The organism is Cognatilysobacter segetis (genome assembly GCF_004359965.1).
Classification (GTDB): Bacteria; Pseudomonadota; Gammaproteobacteria; order Xanthomonadales; family Xanthomonadaceae; genus Cognatilysobacter; species Cognatilysobacter segetis.
The window spans coordinates 11901-30157 of sequence record NZ_SMRQ01000021.1 but is presented as its reverse complement, the minus strand read 5'-3'; the positions used below and the strand labels follow the sequence as shown (position 1 = coordinate 30157).

The following is an 18257-nucleotide window of genomic DNA, read 5'->3' as shown; positions in this document are numbered from 1 at the left end:
CGGCGCAGCGGGTCGCCTTCGCGGCGACGCTCGTTGCGCACGCGGCGGACGTCGCCCTGCGTCCTCATGGGCGGATCACCACGATGTCGTCGCCTTCGGGAAACTTCATGCCCAGGCGGTCGCGCGCGACCTGGTCGATGCGGTTGGACTCGGCCCACGTCGCCTGTTCGAGCTGCAGCCGGCCGAATTCGATGTTGAGCTCGTCGCGCGCCTTCTGCAGCCGCGTGGACTGCATGAACAGCTGGCGATGCCGCTGGCGGGTCTCGACGATCGCGAGCGCGGTGACCACGTTGGCCACCACCAGCACCATGAGCAGCACGCGCAGGATCATGCGGCGGCTCCGAGCTTTTCCGCCACGCGAAGCACCGCGCTGCGCGCGCGCGGATTGGCCGCGATCTCGGCGTCGGTCGCCTTGAGCGCGCCGCTGACGTCACGCAGCGTCGGCGTGAACTCGGCTTCCACCGGCATGCGGCGATTGCCCGCCGGTGCCTTCGCGTGGCGCGCGATGAACTGCTTGACGATACGGTCTTCCAGCGACTGGAAGCTGATCACCGCGAGGCGCCCACCCGGCTTCAGGCGCGCCATCGCGGCGTCGAGGCCGTCCTCGAGGTCGCCGAGCTCGCGGTTGATGAAGATGCGGATGGCCTGGAACGAGCGCGTGGCCGGATGGATCTTCGAATCGCCGCGCGGCATCACCGACGCGATGAGGTCGGCGAGCTGCGCCGTGCGCTCGATGCGTGCGTCGCCGCGGCGCGCCACGATGGCCCGCGCGATGCGCCGGCTCTGGCGCTCCTCGCCGAACGTCCACAGCACGTCGGCGATCTCCTTCTCCGAAGCGGTGTTGATCCACTCCGCCGCGCTGACGCCGGACTCGGGGTCCATGCGCATGTCGAGCGGGCCGTCCTTGCCGAACGAGAAGCCGCGCTCGGCGACGTCGAGTTGCGGCGAGGACACGCCGAGGTCGAACAGCACGCCGTCGAGGCCGGCCGCGGTCGCGTCCCAGCCGGCGAGCTGCGCGAAGCTGCCGCGGAAGATGGACACGCGCGGATCGGCGCCGAACTCGCGCTCGGCGACGGCGATCGCCTCGGGATCCTTGTCCATCACCAGCAGTCGCCCATCGGGCCCCAGTTGATCGAGTACGCCGCGGGCATGCCCGCCGCGACCGAACGTGCCGTCCAGATACGTTCCATCCCCCACCACCCGCAGGCCGTCCAGGACCTGCGCGTACATCACCGGGAGGTGGCCTGCGGACGCCGTGCGTCCCATGCCACCGGCCGTCACAGCTGAAGATCCAGCAGGCCGTCGCTCAGATCCTCGTCGGTGATCACCTGACGGATCTGAGCGTGATGCGCCTGCTCGCTCCACAGTTCGAACTTGTCGCCCATGCCGAGCAGCACGGCGCGCTTCTCGATGCCCACCGCCGCGCGATGCGTGGCCGGCACGCCGATGCGGCCGTTGGCATCGGGCTCGACGAAGGTGGCGGCGCCGACCAGCTTCAGCTGGAAGGTGCGGCTGGTGCGCTTGGTCCGCGGCAGCGCGTTGACCTGGTCGCGCACGCGCTCCCAGACGGTCACCGGATAGAGGTAGAGCGAGCCCGACTCGAAAGGGTTGTAGGTGATGACCAGGCGCCCGCCGCATTCGCGCGCGATGACGTCGCGGTAGGCGGTGGGAACCGCCAGCCGGCCTTTGTCATCGATGGTGATGGCGGTTTCGCCCTGAAACACGGACCTGTCCCCTTCGGTCACCCGTCTTCACGCGGGCTTGATCGGAGAAAGAAAACCACGAAAGACCCGGTTTTCCCACGTGGACCCACCTTATGCCCCACCCGAGGGGTTGTCAACAATCCCAAGCGGTCATTTTTGTAAGTGAAGTCAACGACTTGCGGCACACTTGAGAGACTTGTTCAAACTTTATCCACAAGCTGCTGTTTTGTCTCAGGAGTTGAGACAACAGGAACTTAGGACGGAATCTTCACTGGATACCCACAGGCGCTACGGCCGCCTTCACGGCGGTCGCCGCCGGTCGGCGGGCGTCGCTACGGCCGCTCGGGCCAAGTGGTTGATCGGAAAGGAAAGCGGCGGAGCCGGCCGATAAGCCGGGTTCTGTCGTGGACAGTCATTCCTCTAGGCGAGGCGTCACCGCCTGCGCTCAAGCAACCTACCCGGAGGCACCGCGGGCCGCGGCATCGCCTCCCTATTTGGTCTTGCTCCCGGTGGGGTTTGCCGTGCCGGTCCGTTGCCGGACTCGCGGTGCGCTCTTACCGCACCGTTTCACCCTTGCCTGATCCCGTGAGGGCCATCGGCGGTCTGCTCTCTGTTGCACTTTCCGTCGGGTCGCCCCGCCCAGGCGTTACCTGGCACCGTGCCCTGTGGAGCCCGGACTTTCCTCGGCATCCTTATGGATGACGCGACTGCCTGGCCGACTCCGCCGCCGCGGATTCTACGGGAGCGGGCGCGGCAGCGGTCGGCGCGGCGCGGCGGCGTTCATCCGCGTCGCGCCTCGGCTAGCCGGCGTCCCCGCCGTAGAGGGCCTTGCGGGGGGCGCCGGTGATCTCCGCGGCGACCTTCGCCGCCTGCGACGGCTTCATGTGGGCGCACAGCACGGCGTAGACGCGCCGGCCTTCGGCGAGCGACGCGTCCGCATCCTCGCCCGCGCCCTCCACGATCACCACGAACTCGCCCTTGCGCTGGTTCGCATCGGCGGCGACCCGCGCATGCAGCGACGGCAGGTCGCCGTCGAGCACCGTCTCGAACAGCTTGGTCAGTTCGCGCGCGACCACGGCGTGCCGGGGCCCGAACCGGTCGGCGAGGTCGGCCAGCATCTCCTCGATGCGATGCGAGGCCTCGTAGAAGATCAGCGTGCGCGGCTCGCCGGCCAACGCAGCGAGCCGTTCCCGCCGTGCGCCGGTCTTGGCCGGCAGGAAGCCCTCGAACGCGAACCGGTCCGACGCGATGCCCGCGACGCTCAGGGCCGCGACGGCCGCGCAGGCGCCGGGCACGGGCGACACCCGGATTCCCGCCTCGCGTGCGGCGCGCACCAGCCGGAAGCCCGGGTCGCTGACCAGCGGCGTGCCCGCATCGCTGACCAGCGCGAGCGCCTGCCCGCCCTGCAACCGCGCGACGAGCTGGGCGACCTGCGCCTCCTCGTTGTGCTGGTGCAGCGCCACGAGCGGTTTCTCCACGCCGAAGTGCGCGAGCAGCTGCCGCGTATGGCGCGTGTCCTCGGCGCAGATCGCATCGACGGTCCGGAGGGTGTCCAGCGCGCGGGCGCCGAGGTCGCCGAGGTTGCCGATCGGGGTGGCGACGACGTGGAGCGTGCCGGGAGTCTGCATCGTGGTCCTACACGGGGCGCGGGTAGAATCGTAACCCGGTCCCCGCCGTCCCCCGTGCGCATGCCCTCCCTTCCGTTCCGTCCCGTCTTCCGCCCCGTCGCCCGGTTCGCCGTCGCGATGCTCGCCGCCGCCCTCGTCTTCGGTTGCGCGCAGTCGCCCACGCGCCCGACCGGTCCGTCGACGCCGGCCACCAGCGCCGAACGCGAGGCGGTGCGCGAAGCGCAGCGGCTCGCGCAGGTCCTCGCCGGGCAGAACCCGTCGGAACGCCGCGAGAGCGAATCGCGCATCGAGCGCCTGATCGCGCAGCTCGACGACGCCACCCTGCAGCGCGAAGCCGCCCGGCTCGCGGCCGAGGACCCGCTCTACGTCTACATGGGCCGTGCGCTCATGCGCCGCAACCTGCCGTTGCCGCATGCGTTCGCCCGCGCAGGCTGGAATTTCGACGACCGCCCGCCCGCCGATCGCGACGGCTACCGCCCGCCGCTGCGGCTCGCGGTGCTGCTGCCGATGTCGGGCAGCCTGTCCGGCGCCGCACGCCCGGTGCGCGACGGCTTCCTCGCCGGTTATTACGGGGAATCCCGGCGCCGTCCGGAGGTGAAGTTCTACGACACCGCCGGCAGCACGACGGGCGCGCTCGCCGCCTACGACCGCGCCGTCGGCGACGGCAACGACTTCGTCGTCGGTCCGCTCGGTCGCGACGAGGTCAACGCGCTGTTCGCGCGCGGCGACCTCAAGGTGCCGACGCTCGCCCTCAACCGCGGCACGCAGGCGCCGCCGCCGGGCCAGGCCAGCTTCTCGCTGTCGCCGGAGGACGAGGGCCTCGCCGCCGCCGATTACCTGCTGCACAAGGGCGCGCGCAACGTGCTGGTGATCGCCGGCGACGACGACACGCAACGCCGCGCGGTGGGCTCGCTGCGCGAGCGCCTCGCCGCGCGCGGCGGCAACGTGGTCGCCACCGTCGACGACGGCACCGCCGACCTCGCGGCCGCGCTCGCCGGCAAGTCGGCCGATGCGGTCTTCCTCGCCACCAAGGGCAACGTCGCGCGCGCGGTCGTACCGCGGCTGGCCGCCGTTGGCCTAGCGGGCCGGCCCGTGGTCGCCACCTCGCAGATCCTCACCGGCACGGGCAAGGCGGCGGACGATCGCGTGCTCGACGGCGTCGCCTTTCCCAGCGAATCCTGGCTGACCCGCGGCGTGCGCGGCCTCGCGACCGCGGAGGCCACCGGCGCGCGCCTGCCGAGCGCGCGCGGCCCGGGCGGCCGCCTGTTCGCGTTCGGCTTCGACGCATGGCTGTTGACCGCGTATCTCGACTCGCTCGGCCGCAACGCCGACGGCGCGGTCGAGGGCGCGACCGGCGTGCTGCGACTCGACGGCTTCGGCAACGTGCAGCGCACGCCCGCGTGGTCGACCTTCGTCAATGGCGATCCGGCGCCCCTCGCCGACGCCGCGCGCTGAGTCGGACGCTTCGACGCGCTCGCGCGGTGCGCGCGTCGAAGCCGCGGCGCGCGCGCACCTCGTGCGCGCCGGCCTCGCGCCCGTCGCCGCGAACGCCGGTTATCGCGTCGGCGAACTCGACCTGGTGATGCGCGACGGTGCGACGCTGGTTTTCGTCGAAGTGCGCTACCGCGCCGACGACCGCTTCGGCGGCGGCGCCGCGTCGATCACGCCCGCCAAGCGGCGCAGGCTGGTACAGGCCGCGGGGCTGTTCCTCGCATCGCATCCCCGCTGGGCCGACGCCGCGTGCCGCTTCGACGTGGTCGACGCGAGCGGCGACGTCGATGCGCCCGCGCTCAGCTGGATCCGCGATGCGTTCCGTGCGGACGACTGACGCGTGCCGCGCGGGATCGCGATGAGCCGCATCGATCCCGCGCTCGACGCACGGCTCGCCGCGCTGCTCGGCGACGGCTGGCGCACCGATCCGGCCGAGCGCCACGGCTACGGCTACGACAACTCGCGGCGCGAGGCGCTGCCCGATGCGGTCGCGCTGCCGCGCGATCGCCTGCAGGTGCTCGAACTCGTGCGCGCCTGCCGTGCGCATCGCGTGCCGGTGGTCGCGCGCGGTCGCGGCACCAACACGACGGGCGCCGCGGTGCCGGTCGCGGGCGGCGTCGTGGTGTCGTTCGAACGCATGGACCGCATCGTCGACATCCGCCCCGGCGACCGCTGCGCGATCGTCGAACCGGGCGTGCTCAACGGCGACCTGCAGGCGGCGCTGGCGCCGCACGGCCTGTTCTGGCCGCCCGATCCCACCAGCGCCGCGTTCAGCACGATCGGCGGCAACCTCGCCTGCAACGCGGGCGGCCCGCGCGCGGTGAAGTACGGTGCGAGCCGCGACAACGTGCTCGCGCTCACCGCCGTCAGCGGCGCGGGCGAACTCGTCACCTGCGGCAGCGCGACCACCAAGGGCGCGACGGGCTATGACCTGCAGCGCCTGCTGGTCGGCAGCGAAGGCACGCTCGCGCTGATCGTCGAGGCGACGCTGCGGCTCGCGCCGGTGCCGCCCGAGCGTCGCGCGCTGCGCGCGGTCTATCGCGACGTGGCGAGCGCGGCCGCGGCGGTGGCGCGCCTGATGGCGCAGCCGGTCACGCCGTCGATGCTGGAATTCATGGACCACCACGCGGTGCGGCTCGCGCGCGACGTCGGCGGCGCCGACCTGCCCACGGACGCGGGTGCGCTGCTGATGATCGAAGCGGACGGCGACGCGGCATCGCTCGATGCGGCGATCGCGGCCCTGTCGCGCGCGGCACGCGTCGACGGGCTGCTCGCGCTGGACGCGGCGCCCGACGCCGCCTCGCGCGAGCGGCTGTGGTCGGCGCGCAAGGCGCTCTCGCCGTCGCTGCGCACGCTGGCGGCCGGCAAGATCAACGAGGACGTCGTCGTACCGGTCTCGCGCATTCCCGCGCTGGTCGATGGCGTGCAGACGATCGCGAACGGGGCCTCGCTGCCGATCGTCTGCTTCGGCCACGCCGGCAACGGCAACCTGCACGTCAACATCCTCTACGAGCCGTCCGACGCGTCGCAGTGCGCGCGCGCCGATGCCGCGCTGGCGAGGGTGTTCGCGCTCACGGTGTCGCTGGGTGGCACGCTGTCGGGCGAGCACGGGATCGGCTTGGCCAAGCGCGATTTCATGCCGCAGGCGGTGACGCCCGCCACGCTCGCGCTGATGCGCGCGGTCAAGGCCGCGTTCGATCCGGACGGCATCCTCAACCCGGGCAAGCTGCTGCCCTGAGCGCCGTACGGCGTGCATTACGCCGGCTGCCGCGAAACTGCATGCATGACCGCCGACTCGCGCCCGCTCGACAACCTGCTCGGCGCGATCCGCGCCTGCCGCCTCTGCGAAGCGCACCTGCCGCTGGGACCGCGTCCCGTGCTGCGCGCGTCGCCGACCGCGCGGCTGCTGATCGTCGGCCAGGCGCCGGGCACCCGCGTGCATGCCAGCGGCGTGCCGTGGGACGACGCCAGCGGGCGTCGCCTTCGCGAATGGCTGCAGGTCGATGCGCCGACGTTCTACGACGAATCACGCGTCGCGATCGTGCCGATGGGCTTCTGCTATCCGGGGCGCGCCGGCGGTGGCGACGCGCCGCCGCGCCCCGAATGCCGCGCCACCTGGCACGGCACGCTGTTGCCGATGCTGCCCGCCGTCGGCCTGACGTTGCTGATCGGCCAGTACGCGCAGGCCTATTTCCTCGGCTCGCACCGCGGGGCGACGCTCACCGACACGGTGCGCGCATGGCGCGAGTACGCACCCGACGTCGTGCCGCTGCCGCATCCGAGCCCGCGCAACGTGGCGTGGTTCAAGGCGAATCCGTGGTTCGACGATGAGGTCCTGCCGGCGCTGCGCGCGTCGGTCGCGCGCGTGCTGGGGCCGACGTAAGCTCGCCCGATGCGCCTGCGCCCCGCCCCGCTCCTGGTCCTGCTGCTGGCGGCGCTCACGGCGCGCGCCGGCGAGCCCACGCCGCTGCGCGTGCTGTTCGTCGGCAACAGCCTGACCTACGTCAACGACCTCCCCGCGGTGCTCGCACGCATCGGCGAGGCGCAGCCGGTGCCCATGCGCATCGAGACGCGGACCTTCGTCGCGCCCGGCGGCACGCTCGCGCAACACTGGGCCGACGGCCTCGCGCGCGCCGCGCTGGAGGGCGGCCACTGGGACGCGCTTGTGCTGCAGGAACGAGGTGCCGTACCGGCGTGCGTGGCCGACATAGCGACGCGCAACGGCCGCGAATGCCGCGACCTGATCGCCGCCCACCGCGAGTTCGCCCGGGCGGCCTCTGGCCATGCGGACCGCGTACTGCTGCTGGAGACCTGGCATCCCAACGAAGCCGCGCAGCCGCACGTCGACGCCGGCACGCGCGAGCTCGCGCGTCGCACCGGCGCACGCGTCGTGCATTGCGGCGACGCGCTGGTCGACCTCGCCGGGCATGGTCGACGCGCGGTCTTCCCGGACGGCCTGCATCCCTCGCCCGCGGCCACCGTCGTCATGGCCGCACAGCTGGTCCGCGCCCTCACCGACGCGCCGCCTGTCCGCTTGCCCGCCTCGTTGCCCGGACGCACGTTCGACCGACCGAGCCCGGCGCTGCCGCTCGAGGACCAGCGCGCGCTCGAGGGGCCGGCGATCGCGCTGGAACCGCGCGAGGCGGCCGCGCTGCTCGCCCTCGCGCGCCGCTATCGCTGAGGCGCGGCGCCGGCGAAGTGCTGGTAGCCGAGGCGGTCGAACTCGATCCGTTCGCCATCGCACCGCGCCACGACGCCCGCGCCCGCCGCCACGCGGCCGATGCGCGTGAACCGCGTGCCGTCGTCGTCGGTCAGCGCGCCGATCGCCGCGCGCGCCGCGGCGGGCGCGGTGATCGCGAGTTCATAGTCGTCACCGCCGGTGGCCTGCCAGCGCAGACGCCAGTCGCGCGCGACATTGGCCAAGTGCGGCGACGCGGGCAGCGCATCGAGGTCGACGTCGATGTGCACGCCGCTCGCGCGCGCGACGTGGCCGAGGTCGGCCAGCAGGCCGTCGGAGATATCGATCGCCGCGTGCGCGATCCCGCCCAGCGCACGACCCAGGCCGACGCGCGGCTGCGGGCGGTCGAGCCGCGCGCGCAGGGCTTCGCGCGCCGCGGCGTCGGCGGCGAACGCGGGCGGCGCCGGCGCGTGGCGCAGCAGCGCCAGCGCGGCCGCCGCGTCGCCGGGCGTGCCGGATATCCAGACGTCGTGGCCGATGCGCGCGCCATCGCGGCGGAGCGCGGCGCCCGTCGCCACGAAACCATGGGCGGTCACGCTGATCGACAGCGGGCCGCGCGTGGTGTCGCCACCGACCAGCGCGACGCCGTGCAATGACGCGAGCGCGCCGAAGCCGTCCAGGAATGCATCGAGCCAGTCCGCGTCGGCCGCGGGCAGGGACAGCGAGAGCGTGCACCAGGCCGGCGTCGCGCCCATCGCGGCGAGGTCGGAGAGATTGACCGCGAGCGCCTTCCAGCCGATGTCGGCCGGCCGGGTGTCGAGCGGGAAATGCACGCCCGCGTTGAGCGTGTCCATCGCGACGACCAGCTGCATTCCCGGCGGCACCGCGAGCAGCGCGGCATCGTCGCCGATGCCGAGCACGACGTCATCGCGCGCGATGATGCGCCGCCGGATACGCTCGATCAGGTCGAACTCGCCGGCGCCCATCGTGTCGCGTCAGCGCGGGCGCTTGGACGCCTGCACTTCCGGCGCGCGCCATTCCGCGGCGGCGTGGTCGAGCACGCCGTTGATGTACGTATGGCCGTGCTCGGCGCCGAAGCGCTTGGCGGTCTCGATCGCCTCGTTGATGACGACGCGGTACGGCACGTCAGGCCGCAGGCGCAGCTCGTACGCGGCCAGGCGCAGTACCGCGCGCTCGACCGGATCGACCTGGTCGATGTCGCGGTCGAGGAACGGCGCGAGCGCCTCGTCGAGCGCTTCCTGGTTCGCGTCCACGCCGCGCACGAGGTCCTCGAAATACTCGAGGTCGGCGATCTCGCGCGCCTGCTCGTGCGCGAACTGCGCGATCACCTCGCGCACGGGCGCGCCCGAGAGCTGCCACGCGTAGACGGCCTGCAGGGCGCGGCGGCGCGCGCGGGAACGCAGGACCGGGTCGACGCCGTCCTTCCGGGGGTGCTTGTTCATTCGTTCGCTCCGGGCAGCTGCGCGAGCAGGTGCGCCATTTCGATGGCGACCAGCGCCGCTTCCTCGCCCGTGTTGCCGTGGCTGCCGCCGGCGCGCGCCTGCGCGTCCTCGAAGCGGTCCACCGCCAGCACGCCGTTGGCGACCGGCAGGCCGTGGTCCAGCGACACGCGCATCAGGCCGTCGGAGCAGCCGTCGGCCACCTGTTCGTAATGCCGCGTGTCGCCGCGTACCACGCAGCCCAGCGCGACGATCGCCGCATGGCCGCGCGTGCGCGCCAGGCGGGCCGCCACCTGCGGGATCTCCCACGCGCCCGGCACGCGGATCACGTCGACCGCCGCCTCGTCCACGCCGTGGTCGGCGAAGGTCTTGCGCGCGCCGGCGACCAGCGTGTCGGTGATCCGCGGGTTCCAGCGGCTGGCGATGATGGCGTAGCGCGCGCCGGGCGGGCTGCGCAGGTCGCCTTCGAGATGGGGCATCGGATCGGGGTTCCGCGAAGGGTTGCGAAGTTTACCGGCTCGGCGCCGGGCCGGCGGTGAGACGGTTCAGCGCGCCGGGTCGACGTACTCGACGACGTCCAGCCCGAAGCCCGCCAGGCCGACCTGCTTGCGCGGCGTGCCGATGATCCGCAGTCGGCCCAGGCCGAGGTCGGCGAGGATCTGCGCGCCCGCGCCATTGCGGCGCCATTCGGCGAGGCCCGCGCCGCGGCCGTCCGGGTCCGGGGCCGGCTGCTCGCGGATGCGCGCGAGCAGCGAGGCGGCGTCGGTCGGCTCGGACAGCAGTACCAGCGCGCCGCGGTCCTCGGCAGCGATCCGGGCCAGCACGTCCCCCACCGCCGGACCGAAATCGGCGCGACGCCAGTGCACGGCATCGGCCAGCGGATTGAGCATGTGCACGCGCACCAGCGTCGGCACGGACGGATCGGGCTCGCCGCGCAGCAGGGCGAAGTGGAGCGCATGGCTGACGCGGTCGCGATAGACCACCAGCGTGAACGGGCCGTGCTCGGTGTCGATCGCGCGCGTCTCCACTCGCTCGACCGTGTGCTCGGTCTCCAGGCGATGGCGGATCAGCATCTCGATCGAGCCCATCTTCAGGCCGTGCTCGCGCGCGAAGACCTCGAGTTCCGGGCGCCGCGCCATCGAGCCGTCGGGGTTGAGGATCTCGACCAGCACGCCGGCCGGCTCCATGCCGGCGAGCAGTGCGAGGTCGCTCGCCGCCTCGGTATGCCCCGCGCGGCTCAGCACGCCGCCGGGCTGCGCCATCAGCGGGAAGATGTGGCCGGGCTGGCTGAGGTCGGCGACGCTGGCGTCCGGCCGCACCGCGGTGCGCACGGTATGCGCGCGGTCGTAGGCCGAAATGCCCGTGGTGACGCCTTCGGCCGCCTCGATGGAGACAGTGAAGTTGGTGTGGTGCGGCGACGTGTTGTCGCGCACCATCGGCGGCAGGCCGAGCTGGCGGCAGCGTTCGCGCGTGAGTGACAGGCAGACCAGCCCGCGCGCATGCGTGACCATGAAGTTGATGTCCTGCGGCCGCACCAGTTCGGCGGCCATGATCAGGTCGCCCTCGTTCTCGCGGTCCTCGTCGTCGACGATCACGACCATGCGGCCGGCGCGGATCTCCTCGAGCAGCTCGGGGATGGTGGCGAAGCTCATGCGCGTTCTCCGGTGAGCAGCCGCTCGACGTAGCGTGCGACCAGGTCGATCTCGAGGTTCACGGCGTCGCCGACCTGCGTCGACGCGAACGCCGTGTGCGCGACGGTATGCGGCACCAGTGCGACCTCGAAGCCGTCGGCGTCGACTTCGTTGACGGTGAGGCTGACGCCGTCCACGCAGATCGAGCCCTTCTTCGCGATGTAGCGCAGCAAGGCGGCCGGCGCCGAGAAGCGCCAGCGCTGCGCGCGCGCATCGTCGTGCACCGACACCACCGCGCCGACGCCGTCGACGTGGCCGCTGACCAGATGCCCGCCGAGACGGTCGTTCGGGCGCATCGCGCGCTCGAGGTTCACCGCCGCGCCGACTGCGAGCCGGCCGAGCGTGGTGAGCGCCAGCGTTTCGGTGGACGCGTCGGCCTCGAACGAGGCGGCGTCGAACGCGACCACCGTCAGGCAGACGCCGTTGACCGCGATGCTCTCGCCGAGGCGCACGTCGTCGAACGCGAGCGTCCCGGCGGCGATGCGCAGGCGGACATCGCCGCCGCGCGGCTCGATGGACGCGATCGCGCCGACGCCTTCGATGATGCCGGTGAACATCAGCGCGCCTCCGGTGCGAAGGCGGGCATGCGGGAAGTGTCGCTGGACATGAAACGTTTCTCGCGCGGATCGATGAGCGAAAAACGCCCCAAGGCACGAGGCGATGCACGCACGGCCGCGGCCGCGCGAGGACACCGTCTTCTTTCATCCGGACTGTGACCGTCGGCTCCGGCCTCGCACCGGATCTGCTGACCTTCCGCATCGCGGAAGCGCTCGCGGGCTCGCACGGGGACCGCGCTTACCGCCGGTGGGGAATCGCACCCCGCCCTGAAGACGTCGTGGAATGCCGGCGAACCGGCGCAGCGATTCTACCGCGCCCTGCCCGTGCCCGGCCGGCGACGGGCCGGCGCAGGCCGATGCCGGCGGGGAACACTGTGTCCGGTCCTCGCGTCCGGACGCGCCGCCGCGCCTAGGCCTTGCGCCGCAGGTGCAGGAACAGCGGCCACGTCACGGTACGCACCGCCTGCGGATCGCCCCAGGCCTCGCGCAGGGCGTCGGCGTGCAGCGCCACCGCGTCCTCGCCGGTGCGCGCGCGATGCTGGACCACCGCCGAGAAGCTCGAGAGGTAACCGACGAAGCGGTCGAAGGGCCAGTCGACCGACAGCGTCAGCGCCGGCGCCTCGAGCCGGTCGAACGGCCAGTCGAAGTCCGCGTAATGCCGCTTGATGAAGCGCCGCTCGGGCGGCCAGTCGGCCTCGATGCGGGCGCGGAATGGCTCGATCGCCGCCGCCATGCCGTCCGGCATGTCGAAGTCGTCGTAGCCCCACGCCGCGAGCACGCCGCCCGGGCGCAGCACGCGATCGCATTCGGCGAAGAACGCCGGCACGTCGAACCAGTGCATCGCCTGCGCGACTGCGACGAGGTCGACGGAGGCATCGAACAGCCATGTGTGCTCGGCGGGCTCGACGGCGAGCGTCACGTTCGCCGTGCGTTCGCGGTGCGCCCAGTGCTGGGCGACCTGCATCGCGCTGGGATCGGTCGCGTGCACGTGCGCGAAGCGCGCGGCGAGGTCGCGCGTGGCCTGGCCGCTGCCGCAGCCCGGCTCCCACACGTGCGCGGTGGCCGGCACGTGCTCGGCGATCGCGTCGTACAGGGCCGCGGGATAGCCTGGCCGCGCCACGGCATAGGCCTGCGCGACACCGGAAAAGTGGTCCTGCACGCTCATGCCGCGGGCCGCAGCAGCAGGCGCAGGTCGTCGCCGGTCTGGCGCGAGTCGATCGTGCGCATCTGCTGGCGCTCGGCCATCTGGTGCACGTCGAAGCCGTCGAACAGCGGGCGCGCCGTCGCACCCAGCAGCACCGGCGCGACGTACAGCAGCAGCTCGTCGACCAGCCCCGCGGCCAGGAAGGCACCGGCGAGCGTCGCGCCCGCCTCGAGCTGGACCTCGTTGATTTTGCGGTCGCCCAGCAGCCGCAGTACGGCCGCCAGGTCGAAGCGGCCGCCGTGGACCGGCGCGGCGGCCATCTGCGCATCGCATTCGCGCGGGATCCGCGTGTCGGGCGCGTGCACGTAGAGCGTCGGTGCGTCGCCCTCGCGCACGCGGCCGCGGTGGATGGTGGCGAGGCCGGGGTCCAGCACCACGCGCAGCGGCGGGACGAAGTCGGCACCGTCGTCGAGCCGCACCGTGAGCTGCGGATCGTCGGCGAGGATCGTGCCGGCACCCGTCATCAGGGCGGACGACCGCGCGCGCCAGCGCTGCACGTCCTGCCGCGAGGCGGCGCCGCTGATCCATTTCGATTCGCCACTGGCGAGCGCGGTGCGGCCGTCGAGGCTCATCGCGAGCTTCACGCGCAGCCACGGCCGGCCGCGCTCGACACGCGACAGGAAGCCGCGATTGAGCTCGCGCGCCTGCGCCTCCATCAGGCCGACCTGCACCTCGATGCCGGCCGCGCGCAGGCGATCGAACCCCGCACCGTCGACCTGCGGGAACGGATCGCGCATCGCGCCGACCACGCGCGCGACGCCCGCCTCGATCAGCGAATCGGCGCAGGGCGCGGTGCGGCCGGTGTGCGCGCAGGGCTCGAGCGTCACGTAGGCGGTGGCGCCGCGCGCACGATCGCCGGCCGCGCGCAGCGCGAAGATCTCGGCATGCGGCCCGCCCGCGCGTTGGTGGAAACCTTCGCCGACGATCTCGCCGTCACGGACCAGCACGCTGCCGACCATCGGATTGGGACGCGTGGTGTACGCGCCGCGCGCGGCGAGCCGCAGCGCGCGGGCCATCATCGCGTGGTCGAGGGCGGTGAAGACTTCGGACATGCGGTTCCCCGGCTGGCTGTCGAATACATCGGATCCGTCGAGCGGCGACTCGGGCTTGCGCACGCCGGCGGCGTCGACCCGCGCGGCGCGATCAGCGACGGCGTCCCTTCTCCGGCTTCGGCTCGTCCTCGCCGAGCAGCGGCAACTGGCCTTCTACCGGCGCGACGTCGCGTTCGAGGCGGTCGAGCTCCTCGCGGAAATCCGCCACGTCCTCGAAGGCGCGATACACCGAGGCGAACCGCACGTAGGCGACATGGTCGAGCTTGCGCAGCTCGCCCATCACGAATTCGCCGATGCGGCGCGACGGCACCTCGCGTTCGGTGGTCATGCGCAGCTGGTGCACGACCGACCGCACGGCGGCCTCGATCTGCTCCTCGGCCACCTGGCGCTTCTGCAGCGCGCGGTCGAAGCCGGTGCGCAGTTTGCGCGCATCGAAGGCCTCGCGGCGGCCGTCGCTCTTGACGATCGCCGGCAGCTTGAGCTCGATCGTCTCGAGCGTGGAAAACCGTTCGCCGCAGGCCTCGCAGACGCGGCGGCGACGGATCGTCGCCCCGTCCTCGGACACGCGGGAATCGATCACGCGCGTGTCCTGGTGCTGGCAGAACGGGCAATGCATCAGGGACGACGACCGGTGCGCATGCCGCCCGCGTTGCGCGCGTACTGCACGACCACGACCGTCGCGCCGACCGCGGGCACGCCGTCGTACCGCGTCGGCGCGAAGCGGCTGCGCATCACGGTGCGCGCCGCCGAGGTGTCGAAACCGGTCTCGGTCGCGCAAAGCGGCTCGGCACGCAGCGGCTCGCCGTCGGCGCCGACGAGGGCGGCCACCACGACCGTCACGTCCTTGGGCGCGAGCCCGGCGGGCATCACGAGCTTGCCCCAGTGCTCGACCGTCGCGCGCTCGCGCTTGGCGGCGTCCGCGGGCGGCGCGGGCCACGCATCGCCGAACACCTGGCCCAGGCTCTGGCCCGGCCGACGCTCGAGGTCACCTGGGGCGCAGGCGATGGGGCGCTCGCGCTGCGCAGGGTCGGTGTAGTCGCGATGCGAGGACACATCGGCCATCGCGGCGTCGGTATCCGGCGCGACGTCCTGCGCGAGCGCGCAGGCGGGCAGCAGCGCCGCGAGCACGGCGGCGCGGTTCATGCGTTCGCCCCGTACACCGGGAAGTTCGCGCACTGCGACTGCACGGCGTCCGCGACGCGCGCGATCACCGCTTCGTCCTTCGGGTTGTCGAGCACGTCGGCGATCCAGTTGGCGAGCGCGATGCACTCGGCCTCGCGATAGCCGCGCGTGGTGACCGCCGGCGTGCCCAGGCGCAGGCCCGACGTGATGAACGGCGAGCGCGGATCGTTCGGCACCGAGTTCTTGTTCACCGTGATGTGTGCGCGGCCGAGCGCGGCTTCCGCGTCCTTGCCGCTGGCGTCGCGGCCGATCATGTCGACCAGCATCAGGTGGTTCTGCGTGCCGCCCGAGACGATCTTGTAGCCGCGCTTGATGAGCGTTTCCGCCATCGCCTGCGCGTTCTTCACGACCTGCTGCTGGTAGGCCTTGAAGTCGTCGTCGAGCGCTTCCTTGAAGGCGACCGCCTTTGCGGCGATCACGTGCATCAGCGGGCCGCCCTGGATGCCGGGGAACACAATGCTCTGCAGCTTCTTGGTCAGCTCTTCGGACGGATTCTTCGCGACGATGATGCCGCCGCGCGGGCCGCGCAGCGTCTTGTGCGTGGTCGACGTGACCACGTGCGCATGCGGCAGCGGCGACGGGTACACGCCCGCGGCGACGAGGCCGGCGATGTGCGCCATGTCGACGAAGAACAGCGCGCCGACCGAATCCGCGATCTGGCGCATGCGCGCCCAGTCGACGATCTGCGAGTACGCGGAGAAGCCCGCGACGAGCATCTTCGGCTTGTGCTCCTGCGCGAGGCGCTCGACCTCGGCGTAGTCGATCAGGCCGTTCTCGTCGACGCCGTACTGCACCGCGTTGTAGATCTTGCCCGACAGGTTCACCTTCGCGCCGTGCGTGAGGTGGCCGCCGTGGGCGAGGCTCATGCCCAGGATCGTGTCGCCCGGATTGAGCAGCGCGAAATAGACGGCCTGATTGGCCTGCGAGCCCGAGTGCGGCTGCACGTTGGCGTAGTCGGCATCGAAGAGCTGCTTGCAGCGGTCGATGGCAAGGCGCTCGGCGACGTCGACGTACTCGCAACCGCCGTAGTAGCGCTTGCCCGGATAGCCTTCGGCGTACTTGTTGGTCAGCACCGACCCCTGCGCTTCGAGCACGCGCGGCGAGGCGTAGTTCTCGGAGGCGATCAGCTCGACGTGGTCCTCCTGGCGACGGCGCTCGTCCGCGATCGCCTGGGCCAGTTCGGGGTCGAATCCTTCGATACGGGCGTCGCGAGCGAACATCGGGGGCTCCGGAGGGGTCGGGACGACGTGAATTCTAGCCCGCCGCCGACCCCGGCCGGGCCCGCCGCGGCCGTGCCCGGCCTTATAATTCGGGGCTATCCCGAATTCCCCCGTGGCCCCTGCCCCGCGCAGGCGGCCGCTGCTGCCCCACGCGGCGCCCCGCGCCCGTGCACGACCGGAGCCTCCATGCAGTACATCTACACGATGAACGGCGTCAGCAAGACCGTTCCTCCGAAGCGCCAGATCATCAAGGACATCTCGCTGTCGTTCTTCCCGGGCGCCAAGATCGGCCTGCTCGGCCTGAACGGCGCCGGCAAGTCGACCGTGCTCAAGATCATGGCCGGCGTGGACACCGATTTCTCGGGCGAGGCGCGCCCGCAGCCTGGCATCAAGGTCGGCTACCTCGCGCAGGAGCCCGAGCTGAATCCGGAGCACACCGTGCGCCAGGCGGTGGAGGAAGGCCTCGGCGACATCATCAACGCGCAGGCCGCGCTCGAAGCGGTCTACGCGGCCTACGCCGAGGACGGCGCGGATTTCGACGCGCTGGCCAAGGAGCAGGAGCGCCTCGAAGCGATCCTCGCCGCCGGCGACGCGCACACGCTCGAGAACCAGCTCGAAGTCGCGGCCGACGCGCTGCGCCTGCCGCCGTGGGACGCGATCGTCGGCAAGCTGTCCGGCGGTGAGAAGCGCCGCGTCGCGCTGTGCCGCCTGCTGCTGCAGAAGCCCGACATGCTGCTGCTCGACGAACCGACCAACCACCTCGACGCGGAATCGGTGGAGTGGCTGGAGCAGTTCCTCGCGCGCTACACCGGCACCGTGGTCGCCGTGACGCACGATCGCTACTTCCTCGACAACGCGGCCGAATGGATCCTCGAACTCGACCGCGGCCGCGGCATTCCGTGGAAGGGCAACTACACCGAGTGGCTCGTGCAGAAGGACGAGCGCCTCAAGCAGGAAGAGAACCAGGAGAAGTCGCGCCAGAAGGCCATCCAGAAGGAGCTGGAATGGGCGCGGCAGAACGCCAAGGGCGGTCGCTCCAAGGGCAAGGCGCGCCTGGCGCGCATCGAGGAGCTGCAGTCGGTCGACTACCAGCGCCGCCAGGAGACCAACGAGATCTTCATTCCGCCGGGCGAGCGCCTGGGCAACAAGGTCATCGAGTTCAAGAACGTCTCGAAGAAGTTCGGCGACCGCCTGCTGATCGACGACCTCTCGTTCTCGGTGCCGCCGGGCGCGATCGTCGGCATCATCGGCCCGAACGGCGCCGGCAAGTCGACGCTGTTCAAGATGATCATCGGCAAGGAGAAGCCGGATTCGGGCGAGATCGACATCGGCCAGACGGTCAAGCTCGCCTACGTCGACCAGAGCCGCGACGCGCTGGAAGGCAACCACAACGTCTTCCAGGAAGTGTCGGGCGGCCTCGACATCCTCAACATCAACGGCATCGAGATCCAGTCGCGCGCCTACATCGGCCGCTTCAACTTCAAGGGCCAGGACCAGCAGAAGATCGTCAGCCAGCTCTCGGGCGGCGAGCGCGGCCGCCTGCACATGGCCAAGACGCTGCTGCAGGGCGGCAACGTGCTGCTGCTCGACGAACCGTCGAACGACCTCGACATCGAGACGCTGCGCGCGCTGGAAGACGCGCTGCTCGAGTTCCCGGGCAACACGTTCGTGATCTCGCACGATCGCTGGTTCCTCGACCGCATCGCGACGCACATCCTCGCGTTCGAGGGCAACTCGCACGTCGAGTTCTTCCAGGGCAACTACCGCGAGTACGAGGAAGACAAGAAGCGTCGCCTCGGTGCCGACGGCGCGCAGCCGCACCGCCTGCGCTTCAAGGCGCTCAAGTAACCCGATCCACCGCGACGCCCGCCCTCACCGGCGGGCGTCGTCG

20 protein-coding genes, 1 other RNA gene and 1 riboswitch are annotated in these 18257 nt (G+C 71.8%); of the genes, 6 read left to right on the top strand and 15 right to left on the bottom strand.

The features are described from left to right. Window positions 1–64: 64 nt before the first annotated feature. The 5 genes from ftsL to rsmI all read right to left on the bottom strand — a co-directional run bounded on the left by ftsL (window position 65) and on the right by rsmI (window position 3331). The gene (ftsL, locus tag E4F61_RS06390) at window positions 65–328 is read right to left on the bottom strand and encodes a cell division protein FtsL (protein ID WP_133478854.1); all 264 of its coding nucleotides are present in this window, start codon (window positions 326–328) and stop codon (window positions 65–67) included. Continuing rightward, window positions 328–1266: a 16S rRNA (cytosine(1402)-N(4))-methyltransferase RsmH gene (gene rsmH / locus E4F61_RS06385; protein ID WP_133478839.1), complete on the bottom strand. Its 939-nt coding sequence runs from the start codon at window positions 1264–1266 to the stop codon at window positions 328–330. Before rsmH ends, ftsL begins: the two co-directional genes overlap by 1 nt. Before the next feature lie 11 nt (window positions 1267–1277). Continuing rightward, a complete protein-coding gene (mraZ, locus tag E4F61_RS06380) occupies window positions 1278–1724 on the bottom strand; it encodes a division/cell wall cluster transcriptional repressor MraZ (RefSeq protein ID WP_133478838.1) in 447 nt (148 codons plus the stop codon). A gap of 351 nt (window positions 1725–2075) precedes the next feature. Further along, window positions 2076–2426, bottom strand: an RNA gene (rnpB, locus tag E4F61_RS06375) — RNase P RNA component class A. 77 nt (window positions 2427–2503) lie between these two features. Then, a complete protein-coding gene (gene rsmI / locus E4F61_RS06370; RefSeq protein ID WP_133478837.1) occupies window positions 2504–3331 on the bottom strand; it encodes a 16S rRNA (cytidine(1402)-2'-O)-methyltransferase in 828 nt (275 codons plus the stop codon). A gap of 117 nt (window positions 3332–3448) precedes the next feature. Here rsmI and E4F61_RS06365 point away from each other — a divergent pair, with 117 nt between their 5' ends. Genes E4F61_RS06365 through E4F61_RS06345 form a run of 5 tightly spaced genes read left to right on the top strand, consistent with a single transcriptional unit; the run spans window position 3449 to window position 8003 of the window. After that, a complete protein-coding gene (locus tag E4F61_RS06365) occupies window positions 3449–4786 on the top strand; it encodes a penicillin-binding protein activator (protein WP_238382821.1) in 1338 nt (445 codons plus the stop codon). Beyond that, the gene (locus E4F61_RS06360; protein ID WP_133478835.1) at window positions 4749–5159 is read left to right on the top strand and encodes a YraN family protein; all 411 of its coding nucleotides are present in this window, start codon (window positions 4749–4751) and stop codon (window positions 5157–5159) included. The genes E4F61_RS06365 and E4F61_RS06360 overlap by 38 nt, the downstream gene beginning before the upstream one ends. A gap of 21 nt (window positions 5160–5180) precedes the next feature. Next, window positions 5181–6560 (top strand): FAD-binding oxidoreductase, encoded by a 1380-nt coding sequence (locus tag E4F61_RS06355; RefSeq protein WP_133478834.1) that lies wholly within the window; start codon window positions 5181–5183, stop codon window positions 6558–6560. 45 nt (window positions 6561–6605) lie between these two features. After that, window positions 6606–7205, top strand: coding sequence for a uracil-DNA glycosylase family protein (locus E4F61_RS06350; RefSeq protein ID WP_133478833.1), 600 nt, complete (start codon window positions 6606–6608; stop codon window positions 7203–7205). A gap of 9 nt (window positions 7206–7214) precedes the next feature. Next, the gene (locus E4F61_RS06345; protein ID WP_133478832.1) at window positions 7215–8003 is read left to right on the top strand and encodes an SGNH/GDSL hydrolase family protein; all 789 of its coding nucleotides are present in this window, start codon (window positions 7215–7217) and stop codon (window positions 8001–8003) included. Here the strand turns inward: E4F61_RS06345 and thiL are convergent. From thiL to glyA, 10 genes are all read right to left on the bottom strand, one after another. Next, window positions 7994–8986 carry a thiamine-phosphate kinase gene (gene thiL / locus E4F61_RS06340; RefSeq protein WP_133478831.1) on the bottom strand — a complete coding sequence of 331 codons (993 nt, stop codon included), beginning with the start codon at window positions 8984–8986 and terminating at the stop codon, window positions 7994–7996. The genes E4F61_RS06345 and thiL overlap by 10 nt on opposite strands. Window positions 8987–8995: 9 nt before the next feature. Continuing rightward, the gene (gene nusB / locus E4F61_RS06335) at window positions 8996–9463 is read right to left on the bottom strand and encodes a transcription antitermination factor NusB (protein ID WP_133478830.1); all 468 of its coding nucleotides are present in this window, start codon (window positions 9461–9463) and stop codon (window positions 8996–8998) included. After that, the gene (gene ribH, locus E4F61_RS06330) at window positions 9460–9939 is read right to left on the bottom strand and encodes a 6,7-dimethyl-8-ribityllumazine synthase (RefSeq protein ID WP_133478829.1); all 480 of its coding nucleotides are present in this window, start codon (window positions 9937–9939) and stop codon (window positions 9460–9462) included. Before ribH ends, nusB begins: the two co-directional genes overlap by 4 nt. A gap of 66 nt (window positions 9940–10005) precedes the next feature. Continuing rightward, the gene (gene ribB, locus E4F61_RS06325; protein ID WP_133478828.1) at window positions 10006–11112 is read right to left on the bottom strand and encodes a 3,4-dihydroxy-2-butanone-4-phosphate synthase; all 1107 of its coding nucleotides are present in this window, start codon (window positions 11110–11112) and stop codon (window positions 10006–10008) included. Further along, complete coding sequence (locus tag E4F61_RS06320; protein WP_133478827.1) at window positions 11109–11708, bottom strand: riboflavin synthase; 600 nt, start codon at window positions 11706–11708, stop codon at window positions 11109–11111. Before E4F61_RS06320 ends, ribB begins: the two co-directional genes overlap by 4 nt. A 132-nt stretch (window positions 11709–11840) precedes the next feature. Beyond that, window positions 11841–11987, bottom strand: a riboswitch (FMN riboswitch). A 130-nt stretch (window positions 11988–12117) separates the two neighbouring features. Beyond that, entirely contained in the window at window positions 12118–12873 is a 756-nt protein-coding gene (locus E4F61_RS06315; RefSeq protein ID WP_133478826.1) for a class I SAM-dependent methyltransferase, read from the bottom strand. Continuing rightward, the gene (gene ribD, locus E4F61_RS06310; RefSeq protein ID WP_133478825.1) at window positions 12870–13964 is read right to left on the bottom strand and encodes a bifunctional diaminohydroxyphosphoribosylaminopyrimidine deaminase/5-amino-6-(5-phosphoribosylamino)uracil reductase RibD; all 1095 of its coding nucleotides are present in this window, start codon (window positions 13962–13964) and stop codon (window positions 12870–12872) included. The genes E4F61_RS06315 and ribD overlap by 4 nt, the downstream gene beginning before the upstream one ends. A gap of 91 nt (window positions 13965–14055) precedes the next feature. Next, the gene (nrdR, locus tag E4F61_RS06305; protein WP_133478824.1) at window positions 14056–14580 is read right to left on the bottom strand and encodes a transcriptional regulator NrdR; all 525 of its coding nucleotides are present in this window, start codon (window positions 14578–14580) and stop codon (window positions 14056–14058) included. Further along, entirely contained in the window at window positions 14580–15107 is a 528-nt protein-coding gene (locus tag E4F61_RS06300) for an energy transducer TonB (protein ID WP_133478823.1), read from the bottom strand. Before E4F61_RS06300 ends, nrdR begins: the two co-directional genes overlap by 1 nt. Then, on the bottom strand, window positions 15104–16366 hold the full coding sequence (glyA, locus tag E4F61_RS06295) for a serine hydroxymethyltransferase (RefSeq protein WP_133478822.1): 1263 nt from the start codon (window positions 16364–16366) through the stop codon (window positions 15104–15106). The genes E4F61_RS06300 and glyA overlap by 4 nt, the downstream gene beginning before the upstream one ends. A 186-nt stretch (window positions 16367–16552) precedes the next feature. Here glyA and ettA point away from each other — a divergent pair, with 186 nt between their 5' ends. Further along, a complete protein-coding gene (ettA, locus tag E4F61_RS06290; RefSeq protein ID WP_133478821.1) occupies window positions 16553–18214 on the top strand; it encodes an energy-dependent translational throttle protein EttA in 1662 nt (553 codons plus the stop codon). The last annotated feature ends 43 nt before the right edge of the window (window positions 18215–18257 follow it).